This is a genomic window from Limnoraphis robusta CS-951 (genome assembly GCF_000972705.2).
This window is the reverse complement of the sequence record NZ_LATL02000056.1, coordinates 31,288-49,467: the sequence shown is the minus strand read 5'-3', so window position 1 is coordinate 49,467 and position 18,180 is coordinate 31,288. Positions and strand designations below refer to the sequence as shown.

Below are 18,180 nucleotides of genomic sequence, written 5' to 3'. Positions count from 1 at the left end.
CCCGACTACCCCAACGGGTTGATCTGTAGGGGCGGGTTCTCAATAGATTTATGTTTCTCAGAAATAAGTTCAATAAACCCGCCCCCCAATCATAAATTAAACCAGATTAGGATATAGTCCTCTTGAGAGGACTTTACTTTTTAGACGGGGATTTTAATCCCTGGCAACTGGGAACCCGTAGAGACTAAAAAACCCGGTTTCTTTGAGAAAGCGGGTTTTTGGCTTGTACCAACGGGGAACCCGCCCCTACAACACTGGTAACTGTTAAGGGCGGGTTTATATCGGTTGTCTGTGGGAAAATAGACATTGATGTAGGGGGGCGGGTTTATATCGGTTGTCTATGGGAAAATATAGATTAATGTAGGGGGGCGGGTTTATATAGGTTATCTGTGGGAAGACATAGATTGGTTCGGAACCCGCCCCTACAAATATCTGGTAATTGTTGAGGACGGTTTATATCGGTTATCTGTGGGAAAATATAGATTAATGGGGAACCCGCCCCTACAAAATTGTTGATTGATGGAGAAACAAGAACAATTCACACCGCAACCCACCGCAGACGGTTCTTACACCTTCTATTCGACAGAATTTGGAGAGTGTTTTCATAGTCAGTTTGGGGCGAAACAAGAGGCTGAACTGAAATTTGTTGAACCGTTAAATCTTCGTCAACGCGCTCAACATTCTCCGTTATTTTTACTTGATATTTGCTATGGTTTGGGTTATAATAGTGCTGCGGCATTAACAGCAATTTGGGAGGTTAACCCCGATTGTTACATCGAATTAATTGCCCTAGAACTCGATGAAACCGTTCCGAAAAGCGCGATCGCTCATCAGGTTCTTGAGAGTTATCCGGCTGAAATTGTAGAATTATTAGCGCAATTTTCAACAACTCATTCTTTGAATAGCGATCGCCTGCAAGCTAAACTGTTACTGGGAGATGCTCGAATGACCCTACAACAAGTTCGTGCTTCAGGGTTCAAAGCGGATGCTATTTTTCTCGATCCGTTTTCGCCTCCGGTTTGTCCACAACTATGGACAGTCGAGTTTTTAAGCCTTGTAGCGCACTGTCTCAAACCGGATGGTAAACTCGCTACCTATTCCTGTTCGGCTACGGTTAGAAGCGCGTTACTGGCCGCAGGATTAACAATTGGTTCAACCTCTCCTGTTGGACGACGCACACCGGGAACTGTTGCGGGGTTCTCTGCTGCTGCGTTACCCCCGTTATCAACGTCTGAACTCGAACATCTGCAAACTCGCGCTGCTGTTCCCTATCGAGATCCCGAGTTAAACGATAACGCTGAGAGTATTATACAACGCCGTTACCAAGAACAACAGTCCTCCTCGTTAGAACCGACCTCTCAATGGAAAAAACGCCATCGTGTACGGGCGGGTTCCGAATAAACCTACATTTTCCCAGAAACAACCTAGATAAACCCGCCCCCTCTTTCAGACAGGGGAACTATTGGGGAATAAAAACCCGGTTTCGTAAGAGTTACCGGGTTTTTGGGGCAATGGAAAAAACGCCATCGTGTACGGGCGGGTTCCGAATAAACCTATATTTTCCCAGAAACAACCTAGATAAACCCGCCCCCTGTGACTTCAGACAGCGCAACAACAAACCCAACTTCTGAACTTCCCTCGTCCTGAGTTCTGTTAAATAGTATGAATAGTTAGCTGATCTTATGAAATCATAGTTTAAAGACCTAAAGTAATTAGGTCAACCACTTGAACACTGAAACCGCAAATTTTTTTTAATGGTAGCAGTAGCAATTTTAGCGGCCGGACGGGGAACCCGCATGAAATCTGATCTCCCCAAGGTTTTACACCAACTGGGCGATCGCAGTCTAGTTCAGCGAGTTCTCGATAGTTGTGTAGGAGTTAAACCGAACCGACGACTTGTTATTGTTGGTTATCGAGGCGATTTAGTTCAAGAATCTTTACGAGAAAGCCAAAGTGCTGAGGACTGGTTTTCTGATTGTCCTCTTGAGTTTATCGAACAACAGGAACAATTGGGAACGGGTCATGCTGTTCAACAGTTACTTCCGCATTTAAAAGGGTTTTCGGGTGATTTGTTGGTGTTAAATGGGGATGTTCCGTTGTTGCGTCCTCACACCTTAGAAGAATTGCTGAAAATTCACAAACAAAATGGAAATGCAGCGACAATTTTAACCGCTCATTTACCACACCCGAAAGGTTACGGACGAGTATTTTGTGATAGTCAAAATATCGTGAATCAAATTGTAGAGGAACGAGACTGTACGGATGCTCAACGCAAAAATCACCGGATTAATGCCGGGATTTATTGTTTTAATTGGCCGCAACTTGAAAAAGTTCTTCCCCAGCTTACCTCTAATAATGAGCAAAAAGAATATTACCTCACGGATGCCGTTTTTTTCCTCAACCCTGTGATGGCGGTAGATGTGGAAGATTTTCGGGAAATTCTCGGAATTAATAACCGAAAAAATCTCGCAACGGCTTATCAAGTCTTGCAAGAATGGGTGAAAGATGAATGGATGGCATCGGGTGTAACGTTGCTTGATCCGGCGAGTATTACGATTGATGATACTGTACAATTAGAACCGGATGTTGTGATCGAACCTCAAACTCATCTACGCGGAAATACGACGATTAAAACGGGGAGTAGAATTGGGCCAGGGAGTTTAATTGAAAATAGTCAAATTGGCAAAAATGTAACGGTTTTGTTTTCGGTGGTGTCCGATAGTGTGGTTGCAGATGGGACTCGAATCGGCCCTTATTCTCATTTGCGAGGTCATGCAAACGTTGGGGAAAATTGCCGCATTGGTAATTTTGTGGAACTGAAGAAAACCCAACTTGGCGATCGCACAAATGTCTCTCATTTATCTTATCTGGGAGATGCCACCGTTGGCAATAAAGTTAATATAGGCGCAGGAACAATTACCGCAAATTATGATGGGGTAAATAAGCATCAAACCCATATTGGCGATCGCACAAAAACAGGTTCAAATACTGTTTTGGTTGCACCGATTACTTTGGGGGAAGATGTTACTGTTGCGGCGGGTTCAACGGTTACAGAAGATGTTCCTGATGATTGTTTAGTTATTGCGCGGGAACGTCAAGTTGTGAAACCGGGTTGGCGGATGAACGCTGAGAAAATAGAACAACCCAAAACCGAGTAAAATTTTGAAGGGGTGTATTTTTTGCGCCCCAAGTCAGAAGAGAAGAAGAACCACAAAGACACAAAGACACCAAGAGAGAATTGTCGTGTCTTTGTGGTGATTTTTGTCTTTATTAGTGTGGATTAAACAGTTTTTGAATGCGTTTCCGAATCCAAACGACTGGGTTTTGATCAGGATCTGATTCTTCTATTAATCCTAACTCTTTGAGTTTAATCTGACAATTGGCGACAATTTCTTGACGTTTGGCGAGTTCTTCTGCTAATCTATTGACCAAATCGGGTTTGTCTTTGATAAACGTCTGAAAGTTGTGTTTGGGAATGACAAATAACAAGGTATCTTCTAAGGCTCGAATCCCGGCGGGTTGAGGAATACCTAACATGAGAGAAAATTCCCCGAAAAAATTATTAGTACGGAGAACATCAATTTGTCGATCAACTTTTTCTAGGTAGGCTTCGACAGAACCTGAGAGGATAATATAAAATCCTTCCCCTGTTTCTCCTTCTCGAAAGATCACTTCTGAAGCTTGAAACTGTTTGCGATATCCGAGTTCTATTAGTTGTCGAATATAGAAGTCATTACAGTTTTTGAAATAACAAACCTTTTTTAAAATATCTTTTAAAAAGATCGGCTGAGGGGGTTCTTCTGAAGATAATTGAGGAGGGGTGGAAAGGTTTTGAGGTAGAGATAATGTTTCTGAATTTTTGACCCATAAATCTCGTTGAGGGAAGGGAATCGAAATTTTATGTTGACGAAATTGATATTCTATAATGTAAAAAATAGAACTTTTAATGGTAACTTGTTGATCAATTTGATTGACATAAACCCAAAGTTCAAAGTCTAAAGAATTTTCTCCAAATCCGATAAATTTAACTTTTGGCGATGGATCATGTAAAACGGTTGATTCCATGTACGCACAGTCTAACAAAATTTCAGTTACCAGAACCGGATCACTCCCATAAGCGACACCAATTGGAATTTTGATGCGTCCTCGGAAGCTTTCTAAACTCATATTAACTAAGCGTTTTTCAACCAATTGACTATTGGGAACAACGACATCAAATTGATCGAAGGTTTCAATTAAAGTGGAACGAATGGAAATTTCTTTCACATATCCAATCATTCCATCGAGTTCGATAAAATCTCCGACTTTAACTTTACGTTCGAGTAAAATCGTTAAACCACTGACAAAGTTTTTCGTAATATCTTGTAACCCAAACCCAATCCCAATCCCTAAACCGCCTGCTAAAATTGCTAAGGAACCCAGATCAATTCCATTGACTTGTAAAGCTAAAATACAGGCTAAAACGCCAACTCCATAACCTAAAATTGTTGAGATGATTTCTCGGTTACTGGCGTCTATTTTTAATCTCGTTAAGATTTTGGTTTTGAGAAATTGTTTGAACAGTCGAGAAATCAGAAGCGCAAAAATCAGTGAAACGGTTAAGTTGACAACGGCTAAACTGGAGATGGGTTTATTCCCAATCTTGAATAAAGGTTCACTCAGAAAAGACAAGTTGACAGCTAAAATTTTCCCAAAGATTACGAACAACATATTTTTAACCGACTAACGTTAAAAATTAAAACGGATTCATTACCAATGTCAAACACCTTAGTGAGTAGCGGTTTCCCAAAAACCCGGTTTACCAAAAACCCGGCTCCTTGAAGAAACCGGGTTTTTTTAGTAGATTAAATTAAACAAGGAATTAAACGAGTGCTAAATCGGGATAATTCGCCAACATATCATCAGTGCTGAGTGTATCTCCCTTCGCTTGTGGAGTCCATAAGACTTCTACCGCTAACAGTTGTTCACCGCCAACAGAACCCAAACGACTAATCGCTTGACGCAATTCTTGAGCGCTATTCACTTTTGGTAATTCTAGCTTTCCTAATGTTCCCACAACTAGGGTGACAACGATATATTCTCCCGGTGCTTGATCTTGGGGAACAATTTCACCGTTACCTGTATCACCGGATGAAATTGCAGGTGCAGTCATACCGGAAAGCTGATTATTATAATTAGACAGGGTTTCTTCGGTGAACTTACTGCGTTCTGCGATCGCCCACTGATTAAACTTGGACTCTGCCCCTTCCATTCCCGTTTGTGTCGTTTCAGCCGCCCCATAAGCCCAATATTCAGGGTGACGCAACAGGGCTAAAGTGGCTTCTTGTAACACTTGGGCGCGTCCTTGTGCCGAGCCTGTATCCGCCGCTTGAGCGATGCGATCGAGGTCATCTTGTAGGCTACGACCCTCCGCCAATAAACCCACCTGTACACGCCCTACAGACACTCCAGAACGGCTGTAAGAGCTTGTTTCTTCGCCGCCCCCCGCAGCAGACTGGAAGCTTCTAACCAGGAAATTCGCGATCGCAATAACGATGAAAATGCTAAATAATCCACCAAAGCCGCCGCCAAACCCAAAGAAGGGAATTAGGAAGGGGAAGCCAAAGCCACCACCATAACCATAACCGCCACCGGGCGCTCGAGTTGGGCCAGGAGCATAGGTTCGAGGTGTTCTAAAGGAACCTCCGCCAATGCGTCCCCCACTCCGGGCGGCGAGTGCAAAATCGGCTTGAGAGAAGATCAAGGTAAATACTATCCCAAAAGCCACTAAGGATTTCAAAATGGATTGAATTCGTGAATGCCGTTTCTCGTTTTTCATAGAGTTTTCTATTTTAACTTCAGGTTAACCTAGAGCGGATAACCGACCTCACCTAATACTGTAGCGTTTCTTGGGTTCCTGCTTAACTCCTGGGATGGGTGGATTTCCGCCAATGGGGATTTATAGCAGAAGTCAGAAGTCAAACTCTTTCTAGACTCTAGTTTGACGAATTGTTCTGTCCTAATTGCAACTTTGCGACTGCTATAGCATTGATGAGTCAGTCTAGATGTTCAGAGCGTGTCTGTAAAGTCGGATGCTTTTTTATTCTTAATTCTCAATTCTCAGATAAAGATATACTACGAACGGGCTAGCTGGAGGATTGCTTTTTTGAGAACAATTCAAGATTTTTTTAAGCTTCAGAAAATCAAGAAAGTTAAACGTTACTTTTTTCTGACTGTTGCTATTTTCTTAATTATAACCTATTCTGTTAACGATTTTTCAGTTCAGGCTTTAACGGTTGCTAAAACGATTATTCGTCCGAATTCTGTCAATCAACCCAGTTGTCCGACGGATTTACAAGCGTTACTGGATAAAATGTTACCAGATTTACCGAGTTATACCAATCGAGTGATTCAACGGGCGAGTACCAATCGTCAATTAGAACGAGACATTTATATTTTACTGGCTACACAGTTAGATGAACTTGAAGCTTTACCTTTTAATGTCAATTTAGATCATCCCGATGAAACCTATCTGGTTTATTTTCAAACTTGGCAACGAAAACATTATCCCAATAAAATTATTAGATTCAAACAATATCATTGGTTATTTTTGCGAAGAAGTCCGACAGGTTGGGTGTTAGAAAAGATGTTTTCCAAGTCGAGTTCTTACCCTCAATATGGATTTTATCCGCTTCCGGGTGAAACGAGCGAAAGTGCGATCGCCCAAGCCATTGGTTTGTGGTTACGGGACTGTCAAGCGGCGAATAGCAATTAGAATGCCGACAAGCCTTATTCTAATTTCTATCTCTTTATCTTATCACAAAAGGATAGCGTTGATCAACTCATAAACAACCAGCCTGAAAACCCGTTAAAATTTTTTAAAAATGTCACAATAATACAGAGTCATCGTTAATCCTAAACTTGAGTACCCGTGAACGATTTTACCGCATCTTCTCAACCGTTGCCGAATAAGTTTTTTTCAGACTATCGTAGCGATCGCCCGTTTAAAACTTTACTCTACCTCTATCAAAACGATCTACGCTATATCGGGCTATCAATGCTATTTTACCTGATTAAGCACAGTCCTGAATGGATTCGACCCTTAATTATTGCCAATATTATTGATATTATCTCCAGTCCAAGCACTCACAGTTTATCAGAACTCTGGTTCAATGGAGCTTTTTTAGCCTTTTCAATTCTTCAAAATACTCCCACCCATTATCTTCATATTCGCTTCTTGAGTACCGCCACTCATTCAATGGAATATAACCTCAGATCGGCGATTACTCGTCAACTGCAATATCTTTCAATTGGCTTTCATCAACAACGAAATTCAGGAGCGATTCAAAACAAGTTACTGCGAGATGTAGAAGCCGTCGCCCTATTAACAACTCAGATTTTTCAGTATCTCCCTTCATCCATTTTAACGATTGTAATTGCCATTATCATTACCGCCATTCGCGCTCCTGGATTTTTGATTTTTTTCGTGGGAACCATTCCGGTAGCTGTTACGTTAATTCGATATTTTCGCACGCCAATTCGTTCTCGAAACTCCGTCTTTCGTCAACAGATGGAAACCACTTCAGCCTATTTAATTGAAATGCTGAAACTGATTCCCATTACTCGCGCTCATGGTGCCGAAGAAGCGGAAATTTATCGCACCGAACAACGTTTAAAAACCCTCAAACAAGCCAGTATTAAACTCGATTTAATCAACGCTTTAGCGAATGCTGCATCTTGGGTGAGTTTGCGATCTTTTAACCTAGTTTGCTTATTAGCCTCCGCTTGGTTAGCCTATACTGGAAAATGGGGAATTACCGTCGGAGATGTCGTCTTATTAACGGGATATTTTGACTCAATTACAGGTTCAGTTGTGCAGATTTTAGGAGTCCTTCCCCAAATCGGAAAAGGGTTTGAGGCGTTGTCAAGTATTGGGGAAGTTTTAGAATGTCCTGATGTTGAACAAAATAAAGGAAAAACACCCGTTAAACGACTAAAAGGAGAGTTTTGTTTTGAGTCGGTTTGTTATGTTTATCCCGAGAGTCGAAACCAAACTGCAATTGTCGATTTTTCTCTACAGGTTAAACCCGGAGAAACGATAGCCATTGTTGGGCCATCGGGTGCGGGAAAATCAACCTTGTTAAACTTAATTATCGGGTTTTTGCGCCCAACTTCGGGTCAAATTAAACTGGATGGAAAAGAGATGAATTCCCTAGACTTGAGAACTTATCGCCAATTTTTATCGGTGGTTTCTCAGGAAACAATTTTATTTGAAGGAACCGTCCGAGAAAATATTTTATATGGTAAAGATACCGTCAGTGAACAACGGTTAAAACAAGTTGTTATAGAATCAAACGCCGATGAATTTATACAAAATCTCCCTCACGGACTAGAAACACAAATTGGAGAAAATGGCGTTAAACTCTCAGGAGGACAACGCCAACGAATCGCAATTGCACGGGCTTTAATTCGTGATCCGCGTGTGTTAATTTTAGATGAAGCGACCTCTTCTTTAGATACGGTTTCTGAGTCGTTAATTCAAGAAGCGTTAGATCGGTTAGTTCAAAATAGAACAACATTTATTGTCGCCCATCGCCTCTCAACTATTCGCAAAGCTGATCGCATCGTCGTGTTAGAAAAAGGGAAAATTATTGAAGTGGGAAATCACGAACAGTTATTAGAACATCAAGGTTTATTTGCGATCATGCACGCTTTACAAAGTTAACCGTTACAATAAATTATCAGAACATATTTGGAGTGATCTAGCATGACTAAAATGACGGTCAAAGATGTAGAAAAAATTCAGTCAATTCTCAGTGAAGCAGACTTAGACTATCAACTCGAACTCGAAGAAGGTAAGATTACAATTATGGGGCCATCAGATATCGTCTCTAGTGAAGTTTCTCTAGAATTTGCTAGCCAACTCCGCAATTGGGTAAAACCTCGGCGTCTGGGGCGGGTTTTTGACTCAGCCGGGGGCTTTATTTTACCGAATAGTGACTTGAAAGCGCCTGATGTTTCTTTTGTTTTACGCGATCGCCTTCCTCGCAGTATTCGCTATTTTGCTTCTCTCGTTCCCGATCTCGTTGTTGAAGTCAAATCTCAAAGCGATCGCCTAAAAAAACTGCGAGATAAAATACAAATCTATATCGAACAAGGGGTACAAGTTGCTATTATAATTGACCCAGATACTTATCAAGTAGAAGTTTATCAGCCCGATCAACCTGTCATTGTCTTGGGAAATGGTGATATTTTAACGGTCCCCGAACTTCTCCCGGAATGGGAATTAGTGATAGAAGAACTTTGGCCTGTTGTCTTTGATGAAGATTGAAACTTACATTTTATGATGCTTTCCCCCTTCCCAAATTTGAAGTTGTCTTTCTGCTGCAAAAAAATTATTAATAGAAGTCGGTGGATAAACAAAATGATCGTAAGCTAAAGCCATTTGACGGGCGGCTTCTGAATAGGGAACTCTACCGATTCCTGTCCCTAAACCCGGACAAAGAACAGATTTAATGTTTCGTTTGTGATGTAAATTATAACGGCGAATTTCCAATAACATCGCCCACATTGCAGTATAAGGAATATCTGTTCCTGTAATAGACATCGGAACTCGCATGGTTGGTGTATGGGCTAAAAAAGGATGTTTGGGATGTTGAGTTTCGACAATTAAACAGGTTCCCACTGGTTGTTCACCGAGATATTCTGTTAAAATCTTTTCTTGAACTCGCATCATTAATTCTTTGCCAAAAAAACTAATAATTGCTGCATCTATTCCACCATCCATTAACCCAAAAGAGTTAGCTGGACTCACTAAACAATCATACTCCGATACTGCTTCAAACGAGTTATTAATAATTTCCACATCGGGTAAATAGTGGAAATGTTCTCGAAAAGCCGCAGTTAAAGCAGGGTTGGGTGCCACTAAAATGAGTTTCAAGTTTTAGGCCTCCTTTTCACTTAAAGTTTTATTTTAATTGATGGGATTGCTATTGAGAAGCTTTGAGGGCGCCAACCGCAGCGCTCCTACTTAACCGAAGGCTAAATCTTGATTAGAAACGTCGATCATTATCTTTGTTTCCATGCAGGAGATCATTCCCTTCTCCACCTGCAATCACGTCAAAATCTTGACCGCCTCGTATCGTATCATTACCCGCTTTTCCGAGTAAAACATCTTGACCCGAATTCCCATAAATCAACTCATCATTCTCTGAACCGCGAACATAATCATCACCTGCTAGGGCGAATATTCCACCAGGATAATTCTCAATGACATCATTGGTTAATTCGACAATATCCGAGTCGGAAGTTAACAGAAAAAAGCCAAAGCGGTTGCTGGGGTTACTGAGAGGTTCGGAAATCACCTGAACATCAACAGGATCAGCAAGGCTTGTTTCAGGGTTAATTGGGGTAGAAGGGTCAAAGTTTTGTGCCATAATCCGAGTTATAATATATGGGTTGAGCCTTAAACTAAACTGTGAGAGTATTGGTTCCGATCCTAGCAAAAGATGAATGCTTTAACAACCGATTGAAAATTGCAGCCCCTAACTCATTACAATAAACAATAGGAGTTAACTGCACAATTCAGTTGACCACCAGGAAATGACTTCAGAAAATTCTCTACAAGAGGCGATTTTATTATGGCTTATGACTACGATCTGTTTGTAATTGGTGCAGGTTCAGGCGGGTTAGCCTCTTCTAAACGGGCGGCTTCCTATGGCGCAAAAGTGGCGATCGCAGAAAATGATTTAGTCGGCGGAACCTGCGTGATTCGCGGTTGTGTCCCCAAAAAATTGATGGTTTATGCGTCTCATTTTTCCCACTATTATAAAGATGCAGTCGGCTATGGTTGGAGTGAGGTCGAACCCTCTTTTGATTGGAAAAAATTAGTCGATGTGGTGGATAAAGAAGTTCGACGTTTAAGTGAACTTCATATTAGTTTTTTGGAAAAAGCAGGCGTTGAACTCATTCGAGGATATGCTAAATTTATTGATCCACATACCCTAGAAGTGGGCGATCGCAAAGTCACCGCCGATAAAATTTTAATCGCAACAGGAGGACATCCAATTAAACCCGATATTCCCGGAATTGAACACAGTATTTCATCGGATGATATGTTTCTTTTAAGTGAACAACCGAAACGATTTGCGGTTTGGGGTGGCGGTTATATTGGAGTAGAATTTGCTGGAATTTTAAACGGTTTAGGAAGTCAGGTGACGCAAATTATTCGCCGAGATTTTATTTTGCATGGATTTGATCAAGATATCCGCAGCAATATTCAAGAAGGAATGAGTAAACATGGCGTTAATTTTCACACCAATACCACCATTGAAAAAATTGAAAAAACCGATGAAGGCTTGAAAATTACCCTCACAGGTGAACAAGCAGAAAACCCGTTAATCGTTGATCAACTCCTTTGTGCAACAGGTCGTCAACCCAATTTAGGCGGATTAATGTTAGAAAATGCCGGAGTCGAAGTCAATGCGAATGCGATCGCTGTTACTCCAGATAGTCAAACCTCTCAACCGAATATTTATGCGGTAGGAGACTGCACAGATCGGGTGAATTTAACCCCCGTTGCGATTGCGGAAGGTCGCGCTTTTGCGGATACTGAATATGGTCATACACCGCGATTAATTAGCCATGAAAATATTGCAACGGCTGTTTTTTCTCAGCCCGAAGCTGCAACAGTGGGCATGACCGAAGAACAAGCAAAAGAAAAATTTGGAGAGGCTATAAAATGCTATAAAGCCCGTTTTCGTCCCATGTTTCATAGTTTAACTGGATCGGACGAAAAAGTGTTTATGAAGTTAGTCGTTGAAAGCAATACTGATCGCGTTTTAGGAGCGCATATGGTCGGTAAAGATGCAGCCGAACTCATTCAAGGCGTGGCGATCGCTGTGAATATGGGTGCAACGAAAAAAGACTTTGATAATACGATGGGAATTCACCCCAGCAGTGGCGAAGAATTCGTGACGATGCGTTAGAATTAACTGAAATTTACCAAGGAGAGAATGAAAAAAACGGTCTTCATTCCTCCTTTTTTCTGGTTGTCTATGAAATCGCTTAATGTTGGCTACAGATGATGGATAGGGAATGCTATAGGGGCAGGTTCCGAACAAATATATACTTCCCACCAACCCCTAAATAAACCCGTCTAAGATTGCCACATAAGCTGAAGATTGATCTGTAGCATTCTTTTTTTAGATATTATGATAGAATGAATCTAATTCATTTTTTCAACCTAAAAATGATCACAAGAGAGAGAATCTAGTCAAAATTAGTATATTGTTAACGATGCAGCAATTCAAAAATTCAAGTCTATTTTCCGGGTTTAAACCTGGAAAATTTAATCCTATAAAAACCTTTTTTGTGTTGTTTTTTGTGAGTTCTGCTTTACTCACGTTTTTGATCGGACATTCACCTGTATTCGGACAAACTCAAGCCACCGTTGCAATTGATTTTGGTGTACCTCAAACAGGGATTCATTCCATGAGTGGTTTTTTGTATGGAATTGGTGATAGTAAGCCACCCAATAATATGTTAAGTCCCTTACAACCGAAATTTTGGCGGACATCAACACTCAATCATTATCCTAAAATTACAGCATTAGGTTCTCAATTTCAGTTACTATTAAGTGATACTTGGGGCTATGGAAAACCACGTGGTTGGCCCTATGAAGATTACAGTAAATGGGAAGAACACGTTAGAAAAATTGCTCAACAACACAAAGATAAAAAGATGATCTGGGATGTTTGGAATGAACCCGACTTAAAAGATCCCTTTTGGCGAGGAAGCCGATCACAGTTTTTTGAAACCTACAAACGCGCCTATACTGTGATTCGCCAAGAACTCGGGCCAAATGTAATGATTGGAGGGCCGAGTATTGCCAAATATGATCAAGGTTTTCTCAGAGAATTCTTAGATTATTGCAAAAATAATAACCTAGAAGTTAATTTTATTGCATGGCATGAACTCAATGATCAAGAAATTACTCGAATCAATGATCATGTGAATGAAGTGCGGCGTTCATTTGTGCAGAACCCCAACTATCAAAGCCTGAAAATTCAGAAAATTTATATCAATGAAATTGTCGGGCCAATTGCTCAATATCGCCCCGCAGAGATTTTAGGATATCTGGCTTATACCGAACAAAGTCGAGTTGACGGCGCTTGTAAAGCCTGTTGGGAACCCGTTGCAGGGGGACGCAATAACTGCTTTAATGAAAGCCTTGATGGTTTAGTCACGCCCGAACAGTCCGCCCCCAGAGCCGCTTGGTGGGTTTATAAAGCCTACGCCGATGGGTTTAGTTCACGAGTAAAAAGCGAGTCGAGTAACCCGAGAGTAGTCGCCTTAGCCAGTCAGTCGAATGCACAAAATCAAGCTCAAATTTTGTTTGGTTATTTTGAACAAGGCGCCTCACCTGGGAAAGCAACCGTTGTTCTGACGCTGAGAAATTTGCAACAGCTTAATATTGCTCGTGAGGGAAAACCGTTAACCTTTGCCGTCCAAAGAATACCAGACTCGGGAGAAAAAGTCATTACCCAACTAGAGAAAGTCAGACAAGAGCAGATTACGGTTAATAATCAAATTGTACGCTTGACCATTCCTAACGTTCAACTGCACGAAAGCTACTTGCTTACAATAAGTTGAAAAAAGTCTAATCTTCCAGTATTATTCCTGAAGACAATATACTGGGACTAATTTTTGTGATTTTGAACAGCATCTCTATTCCCAGGGATGCACATTAAGACCCAAAAATTTAAAACTTATCAAAAGTTTATAAAAAGCATCAAAAGTTATAACGATTTAAAAAATATTCAAATAATTCTTCAAATCTTTAAATTTCTGTATGCTTTGCAACAAATTTACATAAGAATTGTAAAAAACTATAAATAAGTTCCGGTGACTGACGTATCCTTAATCTTATAACCTCTATTTAATAACAAAAAATATAAGGAGGTGAGTTCGAGCTGTGCATAAGTTTTTGTGTCCGTGCTGTTCTGAACCCCTATTGGTTCATATTAGTGATCATAAAAAGGTCGGATTTTGTGTTCGGTGTCATCAAGAAATGCCCCTTTTAGAGCATTATGGTTGTTCAGGAATCACACCTTATACAGAAGTTGAATTAAATTCCAATTTTTCCGTGTTTGATTTGAATAATATCAAACAATTTACCGAGCAATTTTTGCAAACTGGGCTGGAAGGAATTTTGATTTTAGATACAGACAAAAAAATTACCTTTTTAAACTCAAAGATGGCAGAAATGCTGGGATATACAATAGAGGAAATGATCAATAAATCCCTCCGAAACTTTTTAGATCAAGATCATCCAGCCTTTGCTCAACTTTGTTCCTACAAAAATCTCAGCAGTCAAGAAGAAAGATACGAAATAAAACTCTATCATAAAAACAGTCAATTCATTTGGGTAAAATTATCAGTAAACGTTCTACGAGATCAAGACAATCAATTTCAAGGCTATCTGTGTCGAGCAATTGACATCAGCGATCGCAAACAAATGGAACAGGACATTAAACAACAAAATCGACGAGAACAAGCCTTAAATCGACTTACGCAAGTCATGCGATCTTCCTTTAACTTAGAGATTGTTTTTGCCGCCGCCGTCGAAGAAATCGGGAGGCTTTTTGCCGTTTTATCCGTCCAAATCGTTGAATATCTCTCCGATGAACAATGTTGGCTGAGTCGAGCAGAATACCGTTCTCCCGAAGCAGAATTAGCGTTAAATTCTGATCAAAACTTAGAACCGATAAAAAAATTAGACCATCCACAACTTTTACGATTTGATGCTCGAAAAATCTTGAAATTTGAGAGAGATCAATCCTCAATTCCTCTGAAAGTTCCCGCTCATATGACTGAAAGTTCAACCTCAAACCCCGAAGTAAAAATAGACGAACGCAAAATTGAGCAGTTCATGCAAAATTGTCCAGGAGCTTGGCTACCTGTGCCGTTATACAGTCAGTCAGAGATTTGGGGAAGTCTCAGTATGGTGATGAAAAATCCCGGGTATAGTTGGCAAGAATCAGATTTAAAATTAATATATAGTTTTGCCAATCAACTCTCAATCGCCATCCATCAAGCCTCACTCTACCAACAACTCGAAGAAGCCAAGAAGAAATTAAAATACTTATCAGGAGTTGATAGCTTTACTCAACTCTTGAACCGTCAAAGCTTTAATGACTATCTCTACAAAAAATGGGAGCATCTCTGCCAAGAATCCTTACCCTTGTCTATGGTTTTGTGCGATCTAAACTACTATCAGTTTTATCGAGAAACCTATGGTGAACATTCGGCGGGACAATTTATAAAACAAGTCGCTGAAGCTATCAATACAGCCGTGAAAAATCCCCATCATATCGTTGCTCGTTATGATGAAACCGAGTTTGCAGTGTTGTTACCCAAAGCCCATTCAACCCAAGCCGTACAACTGGTAGAAACCATTCAGACTAAAGTAGAGAAAATCAAGTTGATTTCAGAATCTCGATGTGAGAAACAATATCTATCCATGAGTTTTGGTATCGCTAGCACCATTCCCAAACCTGCGAGTTCTCCCGAACAGCTCCTTGAAGCCGCAGAACAAGCTCTTGATCACGGAGCCTCTCAACTGTGTAAATGTTTACTCTCGAAAAAACTGGGGTAACTCTAACTTAGAGCAGTTTCTCGGAAAAATAACAAAGATCAACCATGAACTTTTGAGAACATCTGTGAGTCTATCTAAAATGGAGCAAGAGGACTCCCGTTAGAGTCGAAGACTTAACGGCGAGATGAATTGCGACCAAAGAAGGAAACCTTCTCTGTACGCAGTTCTAACTGAATAGCGTGGTCAGATAGAATTGTGTTATATTTTTAGGATGCTAACACTAATCTACGAATTTAAGTTGATCCCCTCTCAAGAACAGATTGCCATCATTGAAGAAATGTTAGCGGTCTGTAGAAAGGTGTGGAATTACGCCTTGAGGGAGCGGAAAGACTGGATAAGTAGTAGGAAGTGTGCAGTTAACTTTTGTTCATTGCAGCAAGAGTACATTATCCCATCGGATGCTCCGTATCCGAATTACAACGTACAAGCCGCCAGCTTGACAAAAGCGAAGAAAACTAACCTTGAACTCAAGAAAACCAATGCTCAAGTTTTGCAACAAGTTCTCAAAACGTTAGAAAGAGCATTTAACAACATGAAAGAGCAGGGTTATGGTTTTCCTCGCTTTAAGAACAAATATCGAATGCGGTCTTTTGTATTCCCTCAGTTTAAGAGCAATCCCGTTTCAAATAATTGGATAAAACTTCCTCAAATCGGATGGGTGAAGATGAGGTTGTCTCGCCCAATCCCGGAAGGATTTAAACTTAAGCAGGTGAGGGTTGTAAGAAAAGCTAGCGGGTATTTTGCAATGTTATCTTTGCAAAGTCCTGTAAGCATTCCAGACACCCCGGCTTCTGGGCATCCACTAGGAATTGACATTGGACTTGAGAAGTTCTTGGCAACCTCTGATGGTGAGTTAATTGAACGACCGAAATTTTTAAACCAACTACATAGCAAGTTGAAATTACTGCAACGTAGACTTAAATTCAAGAAATTGGGTTCAACTAATCGACAGAAGCTCAACCAAAAGATAGCAAGACTTCATCAAAAGAGATCAGATACTCGAAAAGACTTTCACTTTAAATGAGCTGCATCATTTGTGCGACAAAGCAGGAATGATATTTGTTGAAGATCTAGATTTTAGAGCCTGGGCAAAAGGAATGCTAAGAAAACATACTTTAGACGCAGGGTTCGGTCAGTTCTTCAATATATTGGCTTGGGTTTGCTGGAAACGAGGGGTTTATTTTGACAAGGTTGACTACAGATATACGAGTCAAATTTGTCCTCATTGTGGGGCGCATACAGGAAAGAAAAACCTGTCCGAACGCACACATAAATGCCCTGAATGCAACTACGAATGTAATCGTGATGTTGCAGCAGCACAAGTGATTTGTAATCGAGGTATTACTGCGGTTGGGCAGATCGTGGTTCAAGAAATTGACTGTGTAGGCGTACTGTCGGGGGTTGGAAGCAGCCTAGATAAGTGCCGTAGAAGCAGTAAATCTAAGTCGTGAGATTTAGAATCCCCCAGTAGAATCCGAAGGGTTTACTGGTGGGAGTGTGTCAAAATATATAGACCAGGAAGGGAAAAGGAGATTTCGCAGGTGTTCGTTGAGGATACCACCGATATGTTAACGGATGACTGCTCGGATGCCTTTTTGGTAGAACAGTGTCAGAAAGGCGATCGCCAGTGCTTTCGCTATCTCTACCAACGATACCAGGGAAAAGTTCGATCAACTTTATATCAACTCTGCGGCTCCTCATCCCTTGATGATTTAGTTCAAGAGGTGTTTTTGCGGGTGTGGAAAGGTTTACCGAAACTGAAGCAACCTGCAACATTTTCGACTTGGCTCTATCGAATTACCTGGAACGTGGCAACTGATCGACGACGAATGTTAGCCAAACATCATTCATTTAATTTACCATCCAAAACGGTAGATTCAATAGACGCTCAAGATCTTCTCTCCTGTGCGAGCGATTCTCCTGATTTAATGCTTCTACACTATCAGGATTTAGTGCAACGCGGATTAGCTCATCTCAGCTTTGAACATCGAACCGTGATCGTTCTGCATGATCTTGAGGAAATTCCCCAAAAAGAAATTGCGGAAATTTTAAATATCCCCTTGGGAACCGTTAAGTCTCGCCTGTTCCATGCTAGAGCCGCTCTGCGGAAATTTTTGCAAAGTGAAGGAGTCAACCTATGAGTCAGTTGCCAACTAATGATCAAACGTTGATTAATTTTCTCAAGCAATATCGTTCGACTGCTCCGGAAGCAACCCCTGAGTTGGAAGAGCTAATTATGGCGACTCTCGACACCGATGATCGGCTTAAAGAGTCTCAACATCAAAGCAGTCCCCGAACAACAATTCAGGCTTTGGGATGGGTTTCCTCTTTGATTGCTGCCAGTTTGACTCTACTGTGGATCGGCGATCGCATCCTTCATCCCCCATCATTAACAACCCGTGAACAATCCCAATTAGAAGGCTTTATTGAAAGTAACTGGGAGGGTGCAATGGAAGAAACGCAAGAAACCAGTTGGTTCACAATGCTAGAAAGCTCTAAAGATTAATAGAGCAGTAACTTAGTAGACGATTTATGGTACAACA

At 40.9% G+C, this 18,180-nt stretch carries 16 protein-coding genes; 12 read left to right on the top strand and 4 right to left on the bottom strand.

Annotated features, from left to right (window positions below; translation table 11 throughout):
* The first annotated feature begins 519 nt into the window (after positions 1-519).
* Together WN50_RS04640 and glmU are read left to right on the top strand one after the other, a co-directional pair.
* A complete protein-coding gene (locus WN50_RS04640) occupies positions 520-1,401 on the top strand; it encodes a tRNA (5-methylaminomethyl-2-thiouridine)(34)-methyltransferase MnmD (RefSeq protein ID WP_046277116.1) in 882 nt (293 codons plus the stop codon).
* 353 nt (positions 1,402-1,754) lie between these two features.
* On the top strand, positions 1,755-3,158 hold the full coding sequence (gene glmU / locus WN50_RS04635; RefSeq protein ID WP_046277117.1) for a bifunctional UDP-N-acetylglucosamine diphosphorylase/glucosamine-1-phosphate N-acetyltransferase GlmU: 1,404 nt from the start codon (positions 1,755-1,757) through the stop codon (positions 3,156-3,158).
* A 112-nt stretch (positions 3,159-3,270) separates the two neighbouring features.
* Here glmU and WN50_RS04630 read toward each other — a convergent pair whose 3' ends face one another.
* A complete protein-coding gene (locus WN50_RS04630) occupies positions 3,271-4,710 on the bottom strand; it encodes a mechanosensitive ion channel domain-containing protein (RefSeq protein ID WP_046277118.1) in 1,440 nt (479 codons plus the stop codon).
* Between the two features lie 151 nt (positions 4,711-4,861).
* A complete protein-coding gene (locus WN50_RS04625; protein WP_046277119.1) occupies positions 4,862-5,818 on the bottom strand; it encodes a DUF1517 domain-containing protein in 957 nt (318 codons plus the stop codon).
* A gap of 327 nt (positions 5,819-6,145) precedes the next feature.
* On the opposite strand from WN50_RS04625, the gene WN50_RS04620 reads away from it, so the two are divergent.
* From WN50_RS04620 to WN50_RS04610, 3 genes are all read left to right on the top strand, one after another.
* Positions 6,146-6,754, top strand: a complete 609-nt coding sequence (locus WN50_RS04620) for a hypothetical protein (RefSeq protein WP_049558079.1) — start codon at positions 6,146-6,148, stop codon at positions 6,752-6,754.
* A 156-nt stretch (positions 6,755-6,910) separates the two neighbouring features.
* Positions 6,911-8,704, top strand: coding sequence for an ABC transporter ATP-binding protein (locus WN50_RS04615; protein ID WP_046277120.1), 1,794 nt, complete (start codon positions 6,911-6,913; stop codon positions 8,702-8,704).
* A gap of 42 nt (positions 8,705-8,746) precedes the next feature.
* Positions 8,747-9,310, top strand: coding sequence for a Uma2 family endonuclease (locus WN50_RS04610; RefSeq protein WP_046277121.1), 564 nt, complete (start codon positions 8,747-8,749; stop codon positions 9,308-9,310).
* A 3-nt stretch (positions 9,311-9,313) separates the two neighbouring features.
* Here WN50_RS04610 and WN50_RS04605 read toward each other — a convergent pair whose 3' ends face one another.
* Together WN50_RS04605 and WN50_RS04600 are read right to left on the bottom strand one after the other, a co-directional pair.
* Positions 9,314-9,919: a macro domain-containing protein gene (locus tag WN50_RS04605; protein WP_046277122.1), complete on the bottom strand. Its 606-nt coding sequence runs from the start codon at positions 9,917-9,919 to the stop codon at positions 9,314-9,316.
* A 112-nt stretch (positions 9,920-10,031) separates the two neighbouring features.
* Complete coding sequence (locus WN50_RS04600) at positions 10,032-10,415, bottom strand: calcium-binding protein (protein ID WP_049558075.1); 384 nt, start codon at positions 10,413-10,415, stop codon at positions 10,032-10,034.
* 204 nt (positions 10,416-10,619) lie between these two features.
* Between WN50_RS04600 and gor the strand changes: the two genes are divergently transcribed.
* From gor to WN50_RS04570, 7 genes are all read left to right on the top strand, one after another.
* Positions 10,620-11,966 (top strand): glutathione-disulfide reductase, encoded by a 1,347-nt coding sequence (gene gor / locus WN50_RS04595; RefSeq protein WP_046277123.1) that lies wholly within the window; start codon positions 10,620-10,622, stop codon positions 11,964-11,966.
* A 310-nt stretch (positions 11,967-12,276) separates the two neighbouring features.
* Positions 12,277-13,632, top strand: a complete 1,356-nt coding sequence (locus tag WN50_RS04590) for a GH39 family glycosyl hydrolase (RefSeq protein ID WP_053221432.1) — start codon at positions 12,277-12,279, stop codon at positions 13,630-13,632.
* A 322-nt stretch (positions 13,633-13,954) separates the two neighbouring features.
* A complete protein-coding gene (locus WN50_RS04585) occupies positions 13,955-15,637 on the top strand; it encodes a sensor domain-containing diguanylate cyclase (protein ID WP_046276718.1) in 1,683 nt (560 codons plus the stop codon).
* Positions 15,638-15,875: 238 nt separating this feature from the next.
* A complete protein-coding gene (locus tag WN50_RS37070; protein WP_342586734.1) occupies positions 15,876-16,661 on the top strand; it encodes an RNA-guided endonuclease InsQ/TnpB family protein in 786 nt (261 codons plus the stop codon).
* A 73-nt stretch (positions 16,662-16,734) separates the two neighbouring features.
* Complete coding sequence (locus WN50_RS37065; protein WP_323218370.1) at positions 16,735-17,088, top strand: RNA-guided endonuclease InsQ/TnpB family protein; 354 nt, start codon at positions 16,735-16,737, stop codon at positions 17,086-17,088.
* A gap of 114 nt (positions 17,089-17,202) precedes the next feature.
* Complete coding sequence (locus WN50_RS04575) at positions 17,203-17,778, top strand: sigma-70 family RNA polymerase sigma factor (RefSeq protein WP_046276717.1); 576 nt, start codon at positions 17,203-17,205, stop codon at positions 17,776-17,778.
* Positions 17,775-18,143 carry a hypothetical protein gene (locus WN50_RS04570; RefSeq protein ID WP_046276716.1) on the top strand — a complete coding sequence of 123 codons (369 nt, stop codon included), beginning with the start codon at positions 17,775-17,777 and terminating at the stop codon, positions 18,141-18,143. Before WN50_RS04575 ends, WN50_RS04570 begins: the two co-directional genes overlap by 4 nt.
* Positions 18,144-18,180 lie beyond the last annotated feature (37 nt).